Source organism: Streptomyces asoensis (genome assembly GCF_013085465.1).
Lineage (GTDB): Bacteria > Actinomycetota > Actinomycetes > Streptomycetales > Streptomycetaceae > Streptomyces > Streptomyces cacaoi_A.
This window is the reverse complement of record NZ_CP049838.1, coordinates 571,915-590,114: the sequence shown is the minus strand read 5'-3', so window position 1 is coordinate 590,114 and position 18,200 is coordinate 571,915. Positions and strand designations below refer to the sequence as shown.

Sequence of the window (18,200 nt, the reverse complement as noted above, 5' to 3'; positions counted from 1 at the left end):
CCCGCGCCCCCTGAGGGCGCTGCTGCTCAGGCTCGTAGGAAGGAGTACGGTCGGTGACCGCACAGTTGCTCGACGGTAAGGCGACCGCCGCCGACATTCGCCGTGAACTCGCCGAACGCGTCGCCAAGTCGACCGCCATCGGTGGCCGCCCGCCCGGCCTCGGCACTGTCCTGGTCGGCGAAGACCCGGGCAGCCACGCCTACGTCGTCGGCAAGCACCGCGACTGCGCTCAGGTCGGCATCGCCTCGCTGCGCCGCGAACTGCCCGCCGACGCCACCCAGCAGCAGGTCGAGGACGTCATCGACGAGCTCGACGCCGACCCGGCCTGCACCGGCTACATCGTCCAACTCCCGCTTCCACGGCACCTGGACGCCGGCGCCGTACTGGAACGCATGGACCCGGCCAAGGACGCCGACGGCCTGCACCCCGTCAACCTCGGCCGGCTCACCCTGGGCGTAGAGGCCCCGCTGCCGTGCACCCCGCGCGGCATCGTCGAGCTGCTCCGCCGGTACGAGGTGCCGATCGCCGGAGCCCGCGTGTGCGTGATCGGACGCGGCATCACCGTCGGACGGCCCCTGGGACTGCTGCTCACCCGCAGGTCCGAGAACGCCACCGTCACCCTCTGCCACACCGGAACCAAGGGCCTGGCCTGGCACGTCCGCGAGGCCGACATCGTGATCGCGGCCGCGGGCTCGCCCGGGCTGATCACCAAGGAGATGCTGCGCCCCGGCGCGGCCGTCCTGGACGTCGGCATCACCCGCACCGACAACAGGCTGGCCGGCGACATACATCCGGACGCCGCCCTGGTCGCCGGATGGCTCGCGCCGATGCCCGGGGGAGTGGGACCCATGACCCGGGCGATGCTGCTCGCCAACGTCGTCGAGGCCGCCGAGAGGAACGCGAACATCCTATGAACGCGCTGAACACCCCCCTGGCGGAGCTGGACCCCGAGGTCCACGCCGCCCTCCGCGCCGAGTTGCACCGCCAGCAGTCCACTCTCGAGATGATCGCCTCCGAGAACTTCGCGCCCTCCGCCGTGATGGAGGCCCAGGGGTCGGTCGCGACCAACAAGTACGCCGAGGGCTACCCCGGCCGCCGCTACTACGGCGGCTGCGAACACGTCGACGTCACCGAGCGGCTGGCCATCGAGCGCGTCAAGTCCCTCTTCGGGGCGGGCTTCGCCAACGTCCAGCCGCACTCGGGCGCACAGGCGAACACCGCCGTCTTCTTCGCCCTCCTCCAGCCCGGCGACACCATCCTCGGTCTCGACCTCGCGCACGGCGGCCACCTCACCCACGGCATGCGTCTCAACTACAGCGGCAAGATGCTCAACGTCGTGCCGTACCACGTCGCCGAGACGGACAACCTCGTCGACATGGAGGAGGTCGAGCGGCTCGCCAAGGAACACCGGCCCAAGATGATCATCGCGGGCTGGTCGGCGTACCCACGGCAGCTGGACTTCGCGGCCTTCCGCCGCATCGCCGACGAGGTCGGTGCCCTCCTCATGGTCGACATGGCGCACTTCGCGGGCCTGGTCGCCGCCGGACTGCACCCCAGCCCCGTCCCGCACGCCCACGTCACGACCACGACGACCCACAAGACCCTCGGCGGCCCGCGCGGCGGCGTCATCCTCACCGACGACGCCGACCTCGCCAAGAAGATCAACTCGGCGGTGTTCCCCGGGATGCAGGGCGGCCCGCTGGAGCACGTCATCGCCGCCAAGGCCGTCTCCTTCAAGGTGGCGGCATCGCCCGAGTTCGCCGAACGCCAGGCCCGCACGCTGGCCGGCGCCCGCATCCTCGCCGAGCGCCTCACCCGGCCCGACGCGGCCGCGGCCGGAGTGAAGGTCCTGACGGGCGGCACGGACGTCCACCTGGTCCTCGTCGACCTCCGTGACTCCGCACTCGACGGAAGGCGGGCCGAAGACCTCCTGCACGAGATCGGCATCACCGTCAACCGCAACGCCGTCCCCTTCGACCCGCGCCCGCCCATGGTCACCTCCGGCCTGCGCATCGGCACCCCGGCGCTGGCCACCCGAGGCTTCACCGAGGAGGACTTCGCCGAGGTCGCCGACGTGATCGCGCCGGCCCTCCAGCCCGAGCCGGACATCGCCGCACTGCGCGCCCGCACCCAGGCCCTCGCGGCCAAGCACCCGCTCTATCCGCACCTCTCGCACGACGGAGCCGTCCGATGAGCCCCAGCACCCCCGGCGCCGACCTCCCCGACCACCCCGACCGGCTCTGGCGCAATCCCGAGCCCAAGCGGTCGTACGACGTGATCGTCGTGGGTGGCGGCGGCCACGGCCTGGCCACCGCCCACTACCTGGCGAGGAACCACGGCATCACCGATGTCGCGGTCCTGGAGAAGGGCTGGCTGGGCGGCGGCAACATGGCCCGCAACACCACGATCATCCGCTCCAACTACCTGTGGGACGAGAGCGCCGGCATCTACGAGCACGCCCTCAAACTCTGGGAAGGGCTGGCGGAAGAACTCGACTACCCGATCCTCTTCTCCCAGCGCGGCGTGCTGAACCTCGCCCACAGCCTCCAGGACGTCCGCGACAGCGTGCGCCGTGTCGAGGCCAACCGCCTCAACGGCGTCGACGCCGAGTGGCTCGACGCCGAGCAGGTCAAAGAGGTCTGCCCGATCGTCAACATCTCACCCGACGTGCGCTACCCGGTCCTCGGCGGCACCTACCAGCCGCGCGCCGGCATCGCCAAGCACGACTACGTCGCCTGGGGATTCGCCCGCTCCGCGGACGCCGCCGGCATCGACATCATCCAGAACTGCGAGGTCACCGGCCTGGACGTGGTGGGCGGCCGGGTGGTTGGCGTACAGACCACGCGGGGCCCCATCGCCGCGGGCAAGGTGGCCCTGTGCGCGGCCGGCCACACCTCGGTCCTCGCCGCCATGGCCGGCATCGAACTCCCTGTCCAGAGCCACCCGTTGCAGGCACTGGTCTCCGAGCTCCTGGAGCCGGTCCACCCCACGGTGGTCATGTCCAACGCCGTCCACGTGTACGTCAGCCAGGCGCACAAGGGCGAACTGGTGATGGGCGCCGGCATCGACGCGTACAACTCCTACACCCAGCGCGGCGCCTTCCACATCATCGAAGAGCAGATGTCCGCCGCCCTGGAACTCTTCCCGGTCTTCGCCCGCGCCCATGTGCTGCGCACCTGGGGCGGCATCGTCGACGTCAGCCCGGACGCCTCGCCGATCGTCGGCCTCAGCCCGGTCGACAACCTCTACCTCAACTGCGGGTGGGGCACGGGCGGTTTCAAGGCCACCCCCGGCGTCGGCTGGGTCTACGCCCACACCATCGCCCACGACACCCCCCACGCCCTCAACGCCCCCTTCTCGCTCGACCGTTTCACCACCGGCGCGCTCGTCGACGAGCACGGCGCGGCCGCGGTGGCCCACTAGGGAGCCGAACGATGCTGCTCATTTCCTGCCCGTGGTGCGGGCCCCGCGACGAGGCCGAGTTCCACTACGGCGGCCAGGCGCACGTGCCCTACCCCGAGGACTCCGCCGCCCTCACCGACGAGGAGTGGGCGCGCTACCTCTTCTTCCGCGACAACCCCAAGGGCCCCTTCGCCGAACGCTGGAGCCACGCGGCGGGCTGCCGCAAGTGGTTCAACGCGGTGCGGGACACCTCGACGAACGAGGTCCTGGCGGTGTACCGGTCGGGGGAGGAACGCCCGACCACCATGGAGCCCAGGCCGACCGTCTCAGCCGGTCCGGCCCCCTTGGAGCCCAGGTCTGCCGTCTCAGCCCCTCCGGCGTTTGAGGACGAGGCCTCTTCAGGGCCGAACGGGGGCCTGGGGGCAGAGCCCCCGGCACGGCTCGAGAGCCAACCGCACCGCCTGGCCACCGGTGGCCGAATCCACCGGGACGAACCCCTCACCTTCACCTTCGACGGCATCGACCACCAGGGCTACCGAGGCGACACCCTCGCCTCCGCCCTCCTCGCCAACGGCGTCATCGCGACAGCGACCAGCATCAAACTCGGCCGCCCCCGCGGCATCTTCTCCGCCGGCGTCGAAGAACCCAACGCCGTCATCCAGATCGAGGAACCCTTCCCCGAGCCGATGCTCCCCGCGACGACGGTCGAGCTGTACGACGGCCTCGTCGCGACCAGCCTCCCCGGCCAGGGCCGCCTGGCCACCGATCCGGACCCCGCCCGCTACGACGCCGTACACGCCCACTGCGACCTGCTGGTCGTCGGCGCGGGTCCGGCCGGCCTCGCGGCCGCGGCGGCGGCAGCACGCAGCGGCGCCCGCGTCATCCTCGCCGACGACCAGCCGGAATCCGGCGGCAGCCTGCTCGGCACCGGCGAACACCTCGACTGGGTGGAGGCGACGCGCGCACAGCTCGAAGCCGCCCCCGAGGTACGCGTCCTGCCGCGCACCACCGTCTTCGGCCACTACGACGACAACCACCTCCTCGCCGTCGAGCGCCGCACCAACCACCTCGGCGCCGAGGCCCCGGAGCAGGTCTCCCGCGAGCGTGTCTGGCGGATCCGCGCCCGCCGCGTGGTCCTCGCGACCGGCGCCCACGAGCGCTCGCTGGCGTTCGGCGACAACGACCGACCCGGCGTGATGCTGGCCGCCTCGGCCCGTACGTACCTCCACCGGTACTCGGTCCTGCCCGGCCGGCACGCGGTCGTGTTCACCACCAACGACAGCGCCTACGCCGCCGCGCTCGACCTGGCGGCGGCGGGAGTGGACGTCGCGGCGATCGTCGACACCCGGTCCGAGCCGGGGGAGTGGGCCGAGCGCGCCCGGTCCGCCGGGATCGAGGTGCTGGCCGGACACGCGGTCACGGACACGGAGGGCGAGGCCCGCCTCACCGCCGTCACGGTCGCCCCGTACGGGGAGTCCGCGGAACAGCGAGTGACGCCGGGACAGCAAGTGGCGTCGGCACCACGGGAGTTCGCCGTCGACCTGCTCCTGGTCTCCGGCGGCTGGAACCCCGTCGCACATCTGTTCAGCCAGGCGGGCGGCAAGCTCCGCCACGACGACGTACTCGGCACGTTCGTTCCCGACAGCTGCCGTCAGGCGGTGGAGGTCGCGGGCGGTGCGAACGGGGCCTTCGATCTCGCCACGGCCCTCGCGCAGGGCGCGGCGGCCGGCGCCCGCGCGGTCGAGGCGGAGGGGCACCCCGCCGAGGCGCCGGCCCTCCCGGCCGTCGTCGGCACGCCGCACACCCCGCCCATGCAGGTGTTCGCCGTCCCCGCCTCCACCGGAGCCCCCCGGTTCGTCGACCTCCAACGCGATGTCACGGTCGACGACCTGGCGCGGGCGACCGGGGCGGGCCTGCGCTCGGTGGAGCACACCAAGCGCTACACCACGGCCGGCACCGCCAACGACCAGGGCAAGACGGGCGGGGCACTGGCGAGCGGGATCGTCGCCGAACTCCTCGGCGTGGACATCTCGGCGCTCGGCCTGCCCACGTTCCGGCCGCCGTACACCCCCGTCTCCTTCGCCGCCCTCGCCGGCCGCGACCGCGGCGTGCTGTCCGACCCGATCCGCACGACCGCCGTCCACGCGTGGCATGTCGCGCACGGCGCCCTGTTCGAGAACGTCGGCCAGTGGAAGCGGCCCTGGTACTACCCGCGGGACGGCGAGGAGATGGAGGCGGCCGTCCTGCGCGAGTGCGCGGCCGCCCGGGAGGGCGTCGCCTTCATGGACGCCTCCACCCTCGGCAAGATCGACGTCCAGGGCCCGGACGCCGCCGTATTCCTCGACCGGCTCTACACCAACATGATGAGCACCCTGAAGGTCGGCATGATCCGCTACGGCGTCATGTGCCGTCTGGACGGCATGATCTTCGACGACGGAACGGTCATCCGCCTCGCCCAGGACCGCTTCCTGGTCACCACCACCACGGGCAACGCGGCCGCCGTACTGGACTGGATGGAGGAGTGGCTCCAGACCGAGTGGCCCGAACTCCGCGTCCACTGCACCTCGGTCACCGAGCAGTGGGCCACCGTCGCCCTGGTCGGCCCGCGTTCCCGCGAGGTGCTCGGCTCGCTCGCACCCCGGCTGGCCGTCGCCAACGACGACTTCCCGTTCATGGCATGGCGGGACGCGCCGGTCGCGGGCATCGAGGCGAGGGTGTGCCGGATCAGCTTCTCCGGTGAACTCGCCTACGAGATCAACGTGTCACCGTGGGAGGCCCTCGCCCTGTGGGAGGCGCTGTACGAGGCGGGCGCCCCGTACGGCATCACGCCCTACGGCACGGAGACCATGCACGTCCTGCGGGCCGAGAAGGGCTACCCGATCATCGGCCAGGACAGCGACGGCACCGTCACCCCGCAGGACCTCGGGATGGGCTGGGCGGTGTCGAAGAAGAAGCCCGACTTCATCGGCAAGCGCTCGTACGCCCGCGCCGACACCGTCCGCGCCGACCGCAAGCACCTGGTGGGCCTGCTCCCCGAGGACCCGGGGACCTTCCTGCCGGAGGGCACCCACCTGGTCGCCGACAGTGTGCTGCCCGCGCCGCCCGTCCCGATGCTCGGCCACGTCACCTCCAGCTACCGCAGCGCCGCCCTCGGCCGTACCTTCGCGCTCGCCCTGGTCAAGGGCGGCCGGGACCGTATCGGTGAACGTCTCTACGCGCCCGTGGGCGACCGGCTGGTTCCGGTGACGGTCGCAAGCCCCGTCCTCTACGACCCCGAGGGAGCCCGCCGCGATGGCTGACACCGTTTCGACCGCACGGCAGCGCAGCCCCCTGGCGCATGCCGTCGACCGCCTCGCCGCCGCGACGCGCTCCTCCGGGGGCGCGATCCGCCTGGCCGAAGTCCCATTCCTGACCCAGCTGAACGTCCGGCTCGACGCCAAGAGCCCGGCGGCGGACGCCGTCGGACTCGCCCTCGGGCTTCAACTGCCCCTGGAGCCCGACACCGCCGTGCGCGGAGGGGACCTGCGCGCGGTCTGGCTCGGCCCCGACGAGTGGCTGGTGGTGGGCCTGCCCGGCACCCAGCGGGACCTGGAGAGCCGGATCCGCTCGGCGGCCGGGGACGCGCCCGTCTCCGTCACCGACGTCTCCGCCCAGCGCACCACCGTCCTGGTCGGCGGACCGCGCGCCCGCGACCTGCTGTCCCACGGCTGCCGGTTGGATCTGCACCCGCGCGCCTTCGGCCCCGGCCGGTGCGCCCAGACGACGCTGGCCCGCACCCAGGTCGTCCTCGTGGCCCGCGACGAGCCCAGGGCGGGGTTCTGGGTGCTGGTGCGTTCCTCCTTCGCCGACCACCTGACGAACTGGCTGCTGGACGCGGCCGTGGAATACGGGTGAACGCATCCCGGTGAGTCATGCTTTCAGGCGTCGGGTGCCGCGTGGACGCGTTCCCCCGCCACGAAGGTCTGGAGGACCCGGGTGGCCGCGATCTCCTCGGGCGGGCCGGCGAACGGGTCCCGGTCCAGGACGACCAGGTCGGCGGCCTTGCCGACGGTGATGCTGCCGGTGAGGTCGTCGAGGCGGTTCACGTAGGCGCTGCCCGCCGTGTACGCGGCGAGGGCGGCGCCGAGGTCGAGGCGCTGTCCGGGAAGGAACCGCGGGGTGCCCTCGGGGGCGTCCGGGGAGACGCGGTTGACGGCGACGTGGATGGCCTGGAGCGGGTCGGGGCTGCTCACCGGCCAGTCGCTGCCCGCCGCGAGCGTCGCTCCCGCGCGCAGCAGATCGCCGAAGGGATACTGCCGGGCGCCGCGTTCGGGGCCCAGGAACGGCAGGGTGAGTTCGTCCATCTGCGGCTCGTGGGCGGCCCACAGCATCTGGAGGTTCGCGGTGGCGCCGAGCGCCCGGAACCGTCGTACGTCGTCGGGGTGGACGACCTGGAGGTGCGCCAGGTGATGGCGCGTGTCCAGGGGGCCGTTGGCGGTCCGGGCGGCCTCGACGGCGTCGAGGGCCTCCCGCACGGCGCGGTCGCCGAGGGCGTGGAAGTGGACCTGGAAGCCGAGCGCGTCGAGTTCGGTGACGTACTTCTTCAGCTCGCCGGGTTCGACGAAGCTGATGCCGCTGGTGTCCGAGGCGCAGCCGCAACCGGTGAGGTACGGATCGAGCATGGCCGCGGTGTGGTTCTCGGCGATGCCGTCCTGCATGATCTTCACCGCGCCGGCGCGGAACCGGCCCACGCTCAACTCCTGCCGTCGCGCGACGAGTTCGGGGATCTGCTCGGCGCCGCGTGCGCGGTCCCACCACAGCGCGCCGACGACGCGGGCGGTGAGCAGCCCTCGGTCCACGGCCGTGCGGTAGGAGGGGGCCGGGTCGGTCATGTTGGCGTAGGCGCCGACGATGGCGTCCTGCCAGGCGGTGACACCGTGCGAGTGCAGCACGGCCTGGGCGCGCAGCAGGGCGGCCAGCTGTTCCTCGGGGGTGGGGTCGGGCACCAGCCGGCCCACCAGGTGGACGGCTCCCTCCTGGAGCATGCCGGTCGGGTTTCCGTCCGCGTCGCGTTCGATGCGGCCGTCGGCGGGGTCGGGGGTGCGGGCGTCGAGGCCGGCCCGCTCCAGCGCCCGGGTGTTGACCCAGGCGCCGTGGTGGTCGCGGTTGGGCAGGAAGACCGGCCGGTCGGGGACGACCGCGTCGAGGGCCGCGGCGGTGGGGGCGCCGCCGGGGAAGGCCTCCAGGGACCAGCCGCCGCCGGTGATCCATTCGGCGTCCGGGTGCCGGTCGGCGTACGTCCGGATCCGCCGCAGGTACTCGGCGGGGTCGACCGTGTCGGCGAGGTGGCACAGGCCGAGTTCCAGGCCCGCGCCCTGCGGGTGCACATGGGCGTCCTGGAAGCCGGGCAGCAACAGCTTGCCGGCGAGGTCGACGACCTCGGTACCCGGACCGATCAGCGCGTGCACCTCGTCGTGGCCGACGGCCGTGATCCGCCCGCCGCGCACGGCCACGGAGGTGGCGCGGCTGCGGGCGGGATCGACGGTGTGGACGGGTCCGCCGGTGAGGACGAGCTCGGCGGGGCCCGTGACCTGGGACTGCGACATGGGTGTGGACTCCATGGGGGGATGAGGGCGGAGAGGGAGCGGAGCGGCCGGCCGGGATCGGGCGGCGACTCAGACGGCTGTGCGGTCCATGGGGAGGACGATGGCCTCGGCGTCGGTGCCGCGTCCGGTGGTGAAGTACGGCGAACGGCGGCCGTACTTGGCGACCGCGGCCATACCGAGGCCGGCGAGGACGATGACGGCGGGCAGGGAGAACATGAACCAGCCGTTGTCGGGGCTGAGTTCGAAGTGGTCGCTCATGGTCAGGTACGAGTATCCGAGATAGCCGCCGAGGCCCAGCAGCACCAGACCGGACACGGCGGGCACCCCCACGGCGAGCACCGCCGTCCGCAGCCCTTCGCGCCCGGCGGAGCGGAAGCGGACGGCGCACGCGAGCGCGGTGAGCCCGTAGTAGAGGGCGACGAGCAGACCGATGGCGTTGACGGCGGCCAGCAGCATGTCGCTCAGCCGCGGGATGGCGACCGCCAGCAGGGCGATCGCGGAGGCGATGGCCAGGACCACGACCGTACCGGCGGCGGGGGTGCCGTACCGGGGGTGCACCCGGGTCCACACCGGGCCCATGGTGCGGTCCCGGCCCATCGCGAGCAGTCCGCGCGCCGTGGGGATCAGCGTGGACTGCACGGAGGCCGCGGCGGAGAACATCAGGGCGACCACGGGCAGGGTGGCCCAGGGCTCGGCGGCCAGCTTCTGCGCGAGGTACGGCAGGGCCTGCGGACCGTTCTCGATGAGTTCGGTCAGACTCATCTCCCGCTGGAAGGCGACCGAGGCGAAGAGGAACAGGCCGAGCATCGCGAACAGGGCGATCAGACCGCCGCGGGCCGCGTCGCCCGGCTTCCTGGTCTCCTCGGTGACGCTGAAGGCCGCGTCCCAGCCCCAGAAGAAGAACACCGCGAGGACCATGCCCTGGGCGAAGGCGGTGCCGTCGGTGATCTCGAAGGGGTTGAACCAGGAGAGGGAGAAGGACTGCCCGCCGGTGATCAGGGCCCAGCCGCAGAACCCCAGCAGCACGGCGTACTCGAAGACCAGCAGCACGAACTGGAAGCGGGTGGTGGCGCGCGTGCCCGTGATGGCGAGGGCGGTGAGGCCGAGCAGCAGCACCAGCCCGACGGCCGTACTGACGCCGGTGGACGCCGGATCGAGGGCGATGCCCGCCACGCTGTGCAGACCGGCCTTGCCGGCGAAGATCAGGACGACCGAGCCCATGACCGCGCTGGTGTAGGCGCAGAAGATCACCGAGCCGACGACGGTGACCCATCCGGTCAGGAATCCCGGCCAGGGGCCGAGGGTCCTGCCGACCCAGGTGTAGCCGTTGCCGCAGTTGGGTTCGGAGCGGTTGAGGCGGGCGTAGGCGGTGGCGATACCGAGCACGGGCAGGAAGGCGAGCAGCAGCAGCGCCGGGGCCTGGAGGCCCACGATGGTGGCGATCGTGCCCATGCCGATGGCGATGCTGGTGGTGGCGGCCGTGCTGGAGGCCGCGATGGCGACACCGTCGACGACGCCGAGGGAGCGGCGCAGTCCGGTGCCCGGTCCACCGGACGGGGCGGGCGACGGGGGAGCGGGCGGTGTGGACGGCTGGGGAGACAGGGAGGGCATGAAGGGCTCCTCGCGGGGAGGGAGGACGGGGGAAGAGCCGCGCGGGACTGTGATGGAACACCTCGCGCGAGTCTTGCGTCAATCCCGTTGACATAAGGGTGCGGGCCCCCTTCACTGCTGCTACGCGGCCCCGACCGACAGGAGCACCCGCCATGACCACCCGTGTCCCGCAGGAGCGCAGCCGCCGTCGTCCCACTCGCTCGGGGGTGCTGCTGTCGGAGGAGCTGATCGTGGCAACCGCCCTGCGGCTGATCGGCGAGCACGGCCCGGAGGCGCTCAGCGTGCGCCGGCTCGGCACCGCCCTCGGCTGCGACCCCAGCGCCCTCTACCGCTACTTCCACGGCACAGACGACCTGGTGCTCGCCATCGCCGACCGCATCATCGGCGACGCCATGGCAGGCTTCGCCCCCGGCGACGACTGGGTGGCCGCACTGCGCGAGATGGCCCGGCGGGTCCGCGCCGGATACCTCGCCCACCCCCGCGCGGCCGCCTTCGCCTCGTACCGGGTGACCCGGCGGCAGAACGAGATCCGGGCCGTGGAGACCGGGATCGGTCTCCTGCTCTCCGCGGGTTTCGGACCGGCCGACGCGACGCGCCTGTATCTGACGTTCATCGACACCGTGCTGAGTCACGCGGCCATGGACGCCGCGTTCCAGGCGCTCCCACGGCAGCAGCGCGAGAGCGACCACCGGGCGTGGAGCGAGGTGTACCAAGGGCTGGACCCCGCGTCGTATCCCGCGCTGACCTCCGCGCGCCGAGAGTTGCACGCCATGGGGGAAAGCTCCTTCGAGGAGGCCATCGACCTGCTGCTGGAGGCGCTGAGAGCCCGTGCGCCGGGGAGTCGGCCGCGTTGATCCGGATCGTGCGCGCGAGAGGCGCGACACCGAGTGACGATCGGGTGCGGGGCGGCGGCTTTCGAGCCCGAAACCCTGCGGGGTCGTAGGACTCCTTGATCAACGAACCGCACCCGATTCGTCAGCGGGACGCGGTCCCCCGGGCGTGGGTCGCGAGGCGGTCCGCGAGTGCGATGACGAGGTCGCGCAGCTCGTCGGGGCGCTCGATGGTGAACGGCCGGTCGAGGGAGGCGAGTACCGGAGGCAGCCAGTCGAGTCGCTCTGCCCGCAGTTCGACGAGCAGCCAGCGCTCGGTCGCCGGGTCCGCGCCCGCCGTCGACGCGGGATCCTCCACGCTCGCGACGCTCGCGGGGAGCCGGGCGCGGATCTGCTCGACCGTCCCGTGGATCCGCAAGGTCACCTCGTGCCGGTACGCCGCCGTGGCGAACCCGGACAGGACACGCTGCGCCGGGTCCGGTCCGGCGGGTGCCTCGAACGACCCGGGCAGGGTCCTCGCGTCGGTGATGCGGTCGAGTCGGAGGGTCCGTTCCTCCCCGATCCCGGGGTCCGTGCCGGTGACGTACCACCGGCCCGCATGGGCCACCACCCCGTACGGGTGCAGCGTGCGGTCGCTGCGCCGGCCGTCGCGGTCGGTGTACTTGATCGAGACCGGCCGGCGGTGACGTACCGCGTCGGCGATGGTGAGCAGCACCCCGGCGTCAGGGGTGGCGAACTCGCCGGGCGGTTCCGTGAAGGCGAGGGATTCCAGGACCGTGTCGAGCCGGCGGGCGAGGCGCTCGGGCAGCACGCGCCGGATCTTGGCCGCCGCCGTCTCGCTCGCGGTGGCTGTCGTCGTCGTCAGCCCCGCTCGGCGGCCGGCGACCAGGCCGAGCAGTACGGCGATCGCCTCGTCGTCGCTGAGCATGAGCGGAGGCAGGCGGTAGCCGGGGGCGAGGCGGTAGCCGCCGTAGCGGCCGCGCACCGACTCGACGGGCACGTCGAGGTCGATCAGCTGGTCCACGTACCGCCGCACGGTGCGGCCGTCCACGCCGAGCCGGTCGGCCAGTTCGCGCATGGTCCGGGTGCCGCCCGACTGGAGCAGTTCCAGGAGGGTGAGTACGCGGCCGGTGGGTCGGGACATGTTGCGACCCTAACGCCACTAGTGGACCGATTCTGTCCACTATTTGTTCTAGCGTGCGGAGCGCAACGGCTTCACGAACCAGGGAGAACACCATGGACTTCGTCTCGATCCGGATCATCACCGGCGACGTCGCACGCCTCGTCGAGTTCTACGAGAAGGCCACCGGGGTGCCGGCGACGTGGTTCACCGAGGACTTCGCCGAACTCAAGACCCCCGGCGCCACCCTCGCCATCGCCGGCACCCGTACGGTCCCGCTGTTCGCGCCGGGCTCGTCCCGCCCGGCCGACAATCACAGCGTGATCCTCGAGTTCCTGGTCGACGACGTGGACCGTGTGCACGGGAACCTGACCGGCTTCGTGACCGACTTCGTCAACGAGCCCACCACCATGCCCTGGGGCAACCGGTCGCTGCTGTTCCGCGACCCTGACGGCAATCTCGTCAACTTCTTCACCCCGGTCACCCCGGCGGCGATCGCGAAGTTCGCCGCCCCGGGCGACCGGGTGGTACCGACCTCGTGAGACCCGCGTCCCGGGACCGAGGAGGCCCCGGAGCGGGACGCGGCTCCCCGCATCCCGCAAGACCCCGGCCGGCTACCCGGCCGTGACGAACCGCAGACGGCGGCGGACACGAGGCGGGGCGTTCCTGCGGGCGCGGATCTCCTGGACGACGGCGACGATGACGATCACGGCCCAGGCCACCGAGAACACCCCGGTCTGCTCGTCCGAACCGAGGGCCAGCCAGCCGACACCCAGGCCGCCCAGGGTCAGGCCGGCGGCCGCCGCGAGGGGCGAGGGGCGTCGGCGGCTCACTGCGCGGACGAGGCAGAGCGTGGCCAGGGCGAGGGCCGGAACGGCGAGGATCTCGATGTTGTCGTGCGCGGTGTAGTCGTGACTGACCTCGGCCTGCGCGGGATCGTACCCGCCGCTGTAGTCGTCCTCGAAGAGCCGGTGGCCGGAGGAGTCGGCCGGCAGCTCGTAGTAGGCGCCGTAGGAGGAGTCGTAGTAGTAGAGGGTGCCGAAGTCGGTCTCCGTGACCGAGGTGTAGTCGTAGTCGTCGACCCCGCCGCCGACAGCGACGCTCGCCATGACCAGGGCCCCGGCCCCCCACCACAGCAGGGTCGAGGTGAGGGGAAGCCAGCGCAACAGGGCGAGCCCGAGCACGACGGCGGCCACCCACACACCGACGAGCTCGTCGGACGCGTCCGCGTACGCGTCCTGGTAGCCGATGGTGACGACGCCGGAGACGACGAGGCCCAGCAGGGCGATGAGCCTGCCGGTGGTGAGGGTGAACCGCCGCTCGCCCGGCGAGGACGACGGTCCGCCGCTAGTCGGCGCCGTGTACGGCGTCCGGGCGGCACCGTCCGCGACGCCGGGCACGGCCGAGTCGACCGGTCCACCGGGAGGCGGGACGGCGGGCCTGGGCGGTGTCAGTGCGGTACGGGTCTCCTGCTGCGCCAGCGCCGTGTGCCCGGGACCCGCCTTGGTGTCGGCCTTCGTACGCGCGGGCGGCACGGTGGGCGCGGGCGGCGCGCCCGGGGCCGGGGCGGCGGTCCGCGGCTGCGGCGCGGCCGCCGGGGCGCTCACTGCGGTGCGGGTCGCCGCCAGCGCGTCCCGCAGCTCCGCCGCGCTGCCGAGCCGCTGCTCACGGTCCTTCGCCAGGGTCCGCAGCACGAGGTCGTCCACCGCGGCCGGGATCTGCGGGCGCAGCCGGGAGGGCGCGACCGGCTCCTGGCTGATGTGCTGGTGCATCACCGCGAAGGGGGAGTCACCGAGGAACGGGGGGCGGCCGGTGAGCAGTTCGTAGAGCAGGCAGCCCGTGGAGTACTGGTCGGAGCGGCCGTCCACCGGCCCGCCCGTGAGCTGCTCGGGGGAGAGGTAGGCGGGGGTGCCCACCGTCATGCCCGTCGCGGTGAGGCGGGTGGTGGTCTCCGCGACGACCTTCGCGATCCCGAAGTCCAGGACTTTGATGGCGCCTTCGGACGTCAGCATGACGTTGGACGGTTTGATGTCGCGGTGGATCAGGCCCTGGGCGTGGCTGTGGGCGAGGGCGTCCGCGATGTCCCTGGCGACCGCCAGCGCCCTGACGACCGTGAACGCGCCTTCGGCCAGCGCGGCGGTCAGCGTGCGCCCCTCGATGAACTCCATGACCAGGAACGGAGTTGTCTCGCCGTCGGTGGTGTCCTCGCCGACGTCGTGCAGCACGGCGACGTTCCGGTGGTTCAGCGACGCCACGGTGCGCGCCTCCCGGCGGAACCGGACGCGGAACTCCTCGTGCCGGGTGAGTTCCGGCGGCAACACCTTCACCGCGACGGTGCGGCCGAGCTCCCGATCGGTGGCGCGCCAGACTTCCCCCATTCCTCCGCGTCCGACCGCCTCGACCAGTTCGTATCTGTCCGCGAGCACCCGCATGGCTTGCCCCCCTCGTGGCACAGGGCGGCGCGACAACAGCCCGGCCGCCCGAAGTTCCGGAACAGCGGCAGACGAAAGGGCGGCACATCCGGAACTCCCCGGTGGCGGTGTGTCTTTCGCTCGACCGCCCGCTCACCCTACTGGCGGAAATCCAGCCATGGGATATTCAGAACTTATCAGTACAGATGTGCGACTCCTGTGCGCCATTCGCGCCTCGCGGGGCGGGTGCGTGCGGGGACCGCTCTCAGTCGGCCGCCCGCAGCAGCAGCTTTCCCGTCGACGTGCGCCCGCCCATCAGCCGGTGCGCCTCGGCCGCGTCCGCCAGCGGGAACTCGGCGGTGACCGGGAGGCTCACGGTGCCGTCGGAGACCGTGCGGAAGGCGCGCTCGGCGAGGGCGCGCAATGTCTCGGGCGCGGACTGGGCGAGCCCCAGGATGGAGAAGCCGCCGACCGAACGGCCCTGGGCGTACAACTCGGGCTGCCCGACGTGCCACGGCTCGGCGCCACTCGCGTTGCCGAAGGACACCAGACGTCCGAAGACGGCCAACGCGTCGAGGCCGCGGTGCAGGGTGTCGCCGCCCACCGGGTCGAGCACCAGGTCGACCCCCTTGCCGTCGGTGGCGCGGCGGACGTCGGCGGCGAAGGCGTCGCCGATGAACACCTCGTCGTAGCCGTGCTTGAGCGCGTGCTCGGCCTTCGCCGCGGACGACACCACGCCGTACACGGCTCCGGCGCCCGCCGCCCGGGCCAGCTGACCGGCCACCGTGCCGATGCCGCCGGCCGCGCCCTGCACCAGCACGGTCTCCCCGGCCCGCAGCCGCCCGACCTCGTGGAGCAGGGCGTACGCGGTCGGCACCACGGTGGGCAAGGTGGCGGCGGTGCGCAGGTCCAGGCCCTCGGGGAGCGGGAAGACGGTGACGGCGTCGGCGACGACCACCTCCGCGTAGGCGCCACCACCGACCAGCGCGGCGACCTCCTGCCCGGCCCGCAGCCCTTGGACGCCGTCGCCCACGGCCCGGACCCGCCCCGACACTTCCAGGCCGGGCCGGAACGGCAGCGACTGCACCCGGTATCCCTCGGCGCGCGCCTTGAGATCGGCGAAGTTCACGCCGACGTAGGCGGCGTCGATGGTGACCTGGCCCGGCCCGGGCTCGGGGGTCTCGGCCCGGACGACCTTCAGCACCTCGGGGGCGCCGTACTCCTGGAACTCGACCGCGCGCATGACGGATCACCGCATCCTTCGATGAGTGTTCAACAGGAAGCGAACACTTGGACTGTAAGATATCCGTCGAACACTCGGCAACCGGCCGGGACGCTCCGCGAGGTGTCCCGTCGGGCAGGCGTTGAGACGGGAGGGGCATGTCGAACGAGGCTGCGGGCGGTGGTCACCGTGCGGCGCCGGTGCACACGGATCCCCAGGAGGTGTCCGTGCTCACGGCGCTGTCCGCGGTCTCCGACCCGGTGCGCATCAAGCTGATCCGCGACCTGGCGGGCTCCGCCGACTGGACGCGCAGCTGCGGCAGCTTCGACGTGCCCGTCGGCAAGGCCGCGCTCAGTCACCACTTCTCGGTCCTGCGCGGCGCCGGGCTGGTCGAACAGCGCGACGAGGGGCCGAAGCGGGTCAACCGACTGCGCCGCGAGGAGTTCGAGGAGCGCTTTCCCGGGCTGCTCGCCCTGCTTCTGCGTGAGGACGGCACCGTCGGCACCGAGTGATCGGCGGGCCCCACGCTCCGGTGCCTGCCGTCGGGTCGGTGGGTCAGGCCGCGGCGCCCTTCGGCTAGTGGCGGCGCAGGTTGGCGGCGAGGACGCGGTCGAGCGCGCGGTCGGACAGCATCCGCACCAGGCGGGTGACCACGGGCAGCGCGGACATGGAGCTCAGCGGCCACTTGGACACGGGCGGGTCGGGCACCACCGCCGACGAACTCATCGACACCCTCGTCCGCATGGTCGCCGACGCCGGCGGAACGACATGGTGATGCCCGAGCCCCGTCGACGCGGACTCGACAGGCGGCGTCGGAGGGCCTCGGCAGTGGGTGCCGGCCTGTGGCTCACCGGCGCCTCGGGAAAGCGTCACCGAGACCCGGATCCCGGGCCCCCGAGCCCCCGAGATTCGATAAGGTGTTCCATTTATGGGGGATGACAGGTTAGGGTCATTCCGACGATCTTGCATGGAGGTGCCCCGGATGGAGAACACCGCGTCCGCCCGCCGGGGCCGTCCCCCGGGGCCCCGGACCGCCGAAGGAGAGCTGACGAGCCGCCAGTCGGCCATCGTCCGCTACATCACGGAGTCGGTCGAGCGGCAGGGCTACCCGCCGTCGATGCGGGAGATCGGCCAGGCCGTGGAGCTCGCCAGCACCTCCTCGGTCGCTCATCAGCTGATGGCCCTCGAGCGCAAGGGCGTGCTCTACCGGGATCCGCAACGCCCGCGCGCCTACCGGGTCCGGCCGTCGTGGGCGCCCGACCTGGGCGGCAGGAGCGAGATGCGGGTGGATGTGCCACTCGTCGGACGGATCGCGGCCGGCGCCCCGCTGCTCGCCGAGGAGATGGTCGAGGACGTCTACGCCCTGCCCCGCCAAGTCGTGGGCGACGGCGATCTGTTCGCCCTGACGGTCTCCGGCGACTCCATGATCGACGCGGCGATCTGTGACGGCGACATCGTGACCGTACGACGCCAGGACAGCGCCGATCACGGGGACGTCGTCGCCGCGCTCCTGGACGACGAGGCCACCGTCAAGGTGCTGCGCCGACAGGACGGTCAGGTGTGGCTCATGCCCCGCAACCCGGCCTACGCGCCGATCCGCGGCGACCAGGCGCAGATCCTCGGGAAGGTCGTCGGCGTCCTGCGCCTGCTCTAGACCAGGCGCGCCACCCGCGCTCGGACCGGACGGGTGGCGGTGCTGTGGCCGACCGCGGGCAACGTGCCGTCGGCGAGGCGAAGAGGGGCGAACGACGTGCCGTCGCTCCCGGTCTGGCCCTGTTCCGCTCGTCCACGATCGCGGCGCTGCTGAAGCCCGACGTGAGGTCGTCGGCGTGGGTCGGTTGCATCAGCGCCGGTGTGTCGCCGCCGGCCGGGATCAGATCACCGGCCGAGCAGAAGCAGCAGCGACCGCTGTCATGGCGACTGGGCCGGACACTCGAGCGAACGTACGCGATGACCGCGACACCCCTCGCGGATCCCAGTGCCGGCGGCGCGGAGCGGTCCGGCAGCGCCCGCCGCTAG

At 72.4% G+C, this 18,200-nt stretch carries 15 protein-coding genes; 10 read left to right on the top strand and 5 right to left on the bottom strand.

What is annotated here, in order from left to right; genetic code table 11:
* Positions 1–53 precede the first annotated feature (53 nt).
* Genes G9272_RS02795 through G9272_RS02775 form a run of 5 tightly spaced genes read left to right on the top strand, consistent with a single transcriptional unit; the run spans position 54 to position 7,296 of the window.
* On the top strand, positions 54–914 hold the full coding sequence (locus G9272_RS02795) for a bifunctional methylenetetrahydrofolate dehydrogenase/methenyltetrahydrofolate cyclohydrolase (RefSeq protein WP_171395025.1): 861 nt from the start codon (positions 54–56) through the stop codon (positions 912–914).
* Positions 911–2,194 carry a serine hydroxymethyltransferase gene (glyA, locus tag G9272_RS02790; protein WP_171395024.1) on the top strand — a complete coding sequence of 428 codons (1,284 nt, stop codon included), beginning with the start codon at positions 911–913 and terminating at the stop codon, positions 2,192–2,194. Before G9272_RS02795 ends, glyA begins: the two co-directional genes overlap by 4 nt.
* Positions 2,191–3,423 carry a sarcosine oxidase subunit beta family protein gene (locus G9272_RS02785; RefSeq protein WP_171395023.1) on the top strand — a complete coding sequence of 411 codons (1,233 nt, stop codon included), beginning with the start codon at positions 2,191–2,193 and terminating at the stop codon, positions 3,421–3,423. The genes glyA and G9272_RS02785 overlap by 4 nt, the downstream gene beginning before the upstream one ends.
* An 11-nt stretch (positions 3,424–3,434) precedes the next feature.
* On the top strand, positions 3,435–6,701 hold the full coding sequence (locus G9272_RS02780; RefSeq protein WP_171395022.1) for a sarcosine oxidase subunit delta family protein: 3,267 nt from the start codon (positions 3,435–3,437) through the stop codon (positions 6,699–6,701).
* Positions 6,694–7,296 carry a sarcosine oxidase subunit gamma gene (locus G9272_RS02775; RefSeq protein WP_171395021.1) on the top strand — a complete coding sequence of 201 codons (603 nt, stop codon included), beginning with the start codon at positions 6,694–6,696 and terminating at the stop codon, positions 7,294–7,296. Before G9272_RS02780 ends, G9272_RS02775 begins: the two co-directional genes overlap by 8 nt.
* Positions 7,297–7,319: 23 nt before the next feature.
* Here G9272_RS02775 and G9272_RS02770 read toward each other — a convergent pair whose 3' ends face one another.
* Positions 7,320–8,987, bottom strand: coding sequence for an amidohydrolase (locus tag G9272_RS02770; protein WP_171395020.1), 1,668 nt, complete (start codon positions 8,985–8,987; stop codon positions 7,320–7,322).
* Between the two features lie 69 nt (positions 8,988–9,056).
* Positions 9,057–10,598, bottom strand: coding sequence for an APC family permease (locus tag G9272_RS02765; protein WP_253267685.1), 1,542 nt, complete (start codon positions 10,596–10,598; stop codon positions 9,057–9,059).
* Positions 10,599–10,750: 152 nt separating this feature from the next.
* Here G9272_RS02765 and G9272_RS02760 point away from each other — a divergent pair, with 152 nt between their 5' ends.
* Positions 10,751–11,452 carry a TetR/AcrR family transcriptional regulator gene (locus tag G9272_RS02760; RefSeq protein WP_171395019.1) on the top strand — a complete coding sequence of 234 codons (702 nt, stop codon included), beginning with the start codon at positions 10,751–10,753 and terminating at the stop codon, positions 11,450–11,452.
* 121 nt (positions 11,453–11,573) lie between these two features.
* Here the strand turns inward: G9272_RS02760 and G9272_RS02755 are convergent, their stop codons facing one another.
* Positions 11,574–12,572 carry a helix-turn-helix transcriptional regulator gene (locus G9272_RS02755; protein ID WP_171395018.1) on the bottom strand — a complete coding sequence of 333 codons (999 nt, stop codon included), beginning with the start codon at positions 12,570–12,572 and terminating at the stop codon, positions 11,574–11,576.
* A 92-nt stretch (positions 12,573–12,664) separates the two neighbouring features.
* Between G9272_RS02755 and G9272_RS02750 the strand changes: the two genes are divergently transcribed.
* Positions 12,665–13,090 carry a VOC family protein gene (locus G9272_RS02750; protein ID WP_171395017.1) on the top strand — a complete coding sequence of 142 codons (426 nt, stop codon included), beginning with the start codon at positions 12,665–12,667 and terminating at the stop codon, positions 13,088–13,090.
* 72 nt (positions 13,091–13,162) lie between these two features.
* Here the strand turns inward: G9272_RS02750 and G9272_RS02745 are convergent, their stop codons facing one another.
* Positions 13,163–14,980 carry a serine/threonine-protein kinase gene (locus G9272_RS02745; RefSeq protein ID WP_171395016.1) on the bottom strand — a complete coding sequence of 606 codons (1,818 nt, stop codon included), beginning with the start codon at positions 14,978–14,980 and terminating at the stop codon, positions 13,163–13,165.
* A 244-nt stretch (positions 14,981–15,224) separates the two neighbouring features.
* The gene (locus tag G9272_RS02740; protein WP_171395015.1) at positions 15,225–16,202 is read right to left on the bottom strand and encodes a quinone oxidoreductase family protein; all 978 of its coding nucleotides are present in this window, start codon (positions 16,200–16,202) and stop codon (positions 15,225–15,227) included.
* Positions 16,203–16,339: 137 nt separating this feature from the next.
* Between G9272_RS02740 and G9272_RS02735 the strand changes: the two genes are divergently transcribed.
* The 3 genes from G9272_RS02735 (at position 16,340) to G9272_RS02720 (ending at position 18,200) form a co-directional block, all read left to right on the top strand.
* Positions 16,340–16,693, top strand: coding sequence for an ArsR/SmtB family transcription factor (locus G9272_RS02735; protein WP_171395014.1), 354 nt, complete (start codon positions 16,340–16,342; stop codon positions 16,691–16,693).
* Between the two features lie 455 nt (positions 16,694–17,148).
* Positions 17,149–17,835 carry a transcriptional repressor LexA gene (gene lexA, locus G9272_RS02725; RefSeq protein ID WP_437184243.1) on the top strand — a complete coding sequence of 229 codons (687 nt, stop codon included), beginning with the start codon at positions 17,149–17,151 and terminating at the stop codon, positions 17,833–17,835.
* A gap of 44 nt (positions 17,836–17,879) precedes the next feature.
* Positions 17,880–18,200 carry a hypothetical protein gene (locus G9272_RS02720; RefSeq protein WP_171395011.1) on the top strand — a complete coding sequence of 107 codons (321 nt, stop codon included), beginning with the start codon at positions 17,880–17,882 and terminating at the stop codon, positions 18,198–18,200.

Excerpts from the sequence above, each read along its gene's own strand:
- glyA (WP_171395024.1), top strand. The coding sequence starts at position 911 with ATGAACGCGCTGAACACCCCCCTGGCGGAGCTGGACCCCGAGGTCCAC.
- G9272_RS02750 (WP_171395017.1), top strand. The coding sequence starts at position 12,665 with ATGGACTTCGTCTCGATCCGGATCATCACCGGCGACGTCGCACGCCTC.
- G9272_RS02775 (WP_171395021.1), top strand. The coding sequence starts at position 6,694 with ATGGCTGACACCGTTTCGACCGCACGGCAGCGCAGCCCCCTGGCGCAT.
- G9272_RS02785 (WP_171395023.1), top strand. The coding sequence starts at position 2,191 with ATGAGCCCCAGCACCCCCGGCGCCGACCTCCCCGACCACCCCGACCGG.
- G9272_RS02760 (WP_171395019.1), top strand. The coding sequence starts at position 10,751 with ATGACCACCCGTGTCCCGCAGGAGCGCAGCCGCCGTCGTCCCACTCGC.
- G9272_RS02765 (WP_253267685.1), bottom strand. The coding sequence starts at position 10,598 with ATGCCCTCCCTGTCTCCCCAGCCGTCCACACCGCCCGCTCCCCCGTCG.
- G9272_RS02755 (WP_171395018.1), bottom strand. The coding sequence starts at position 12,572 with ATGTCCCGACCCACCGGCCGCGTACTCACCCTCCTGGAACTGCTCCAG.
- G9272_RS02735 (WP_171395014.1), top strand. The coding sequence starts at position 16,340 with ATGTCGAACGAGGCTGCGGGCGGTGGTCACCGTGCGGCGCCGGTGCAC.
- G9272_RS02745 (WP_171395016.1), bottom strand. The coding sequence starts at position 14,980 with ATGCGGGTGCTCGCGGACAGATACGAACTGGTCGAGGCGGTCGGACGC.
- lexA (WP_437184243.1), top strand. The coding sequence starts at position 17,149 with ATGGAGGTGCCCCGGATGGAGAACACCGCGTCCGCCCGCCGGGGCCGT.
- G9272_RS02770 (WP_171395020.1), bottom strand. The coding sequence starts at position 8,987 with ATGTCGCAGTCCCAGGTCACGGGCCCCGCCGAGCTCGTCCTCACCGGC.
- G9272_RS02780 (WP_171395022.1), top strand. The coding sequence starts at position 3,435 with ATGCTGCTCATTTCCTGCCCGTGGTGCGGGCCCCGCGACGAGGCCGAG.
- G9272_RS02740 (WP_171395015.1), bottom strand. The coding sequence starts at position 16,202 with ATGCGCGCGGTCGAGTTCCAGGAGTACGGCGCCCCCGAGGTGCTGAAG.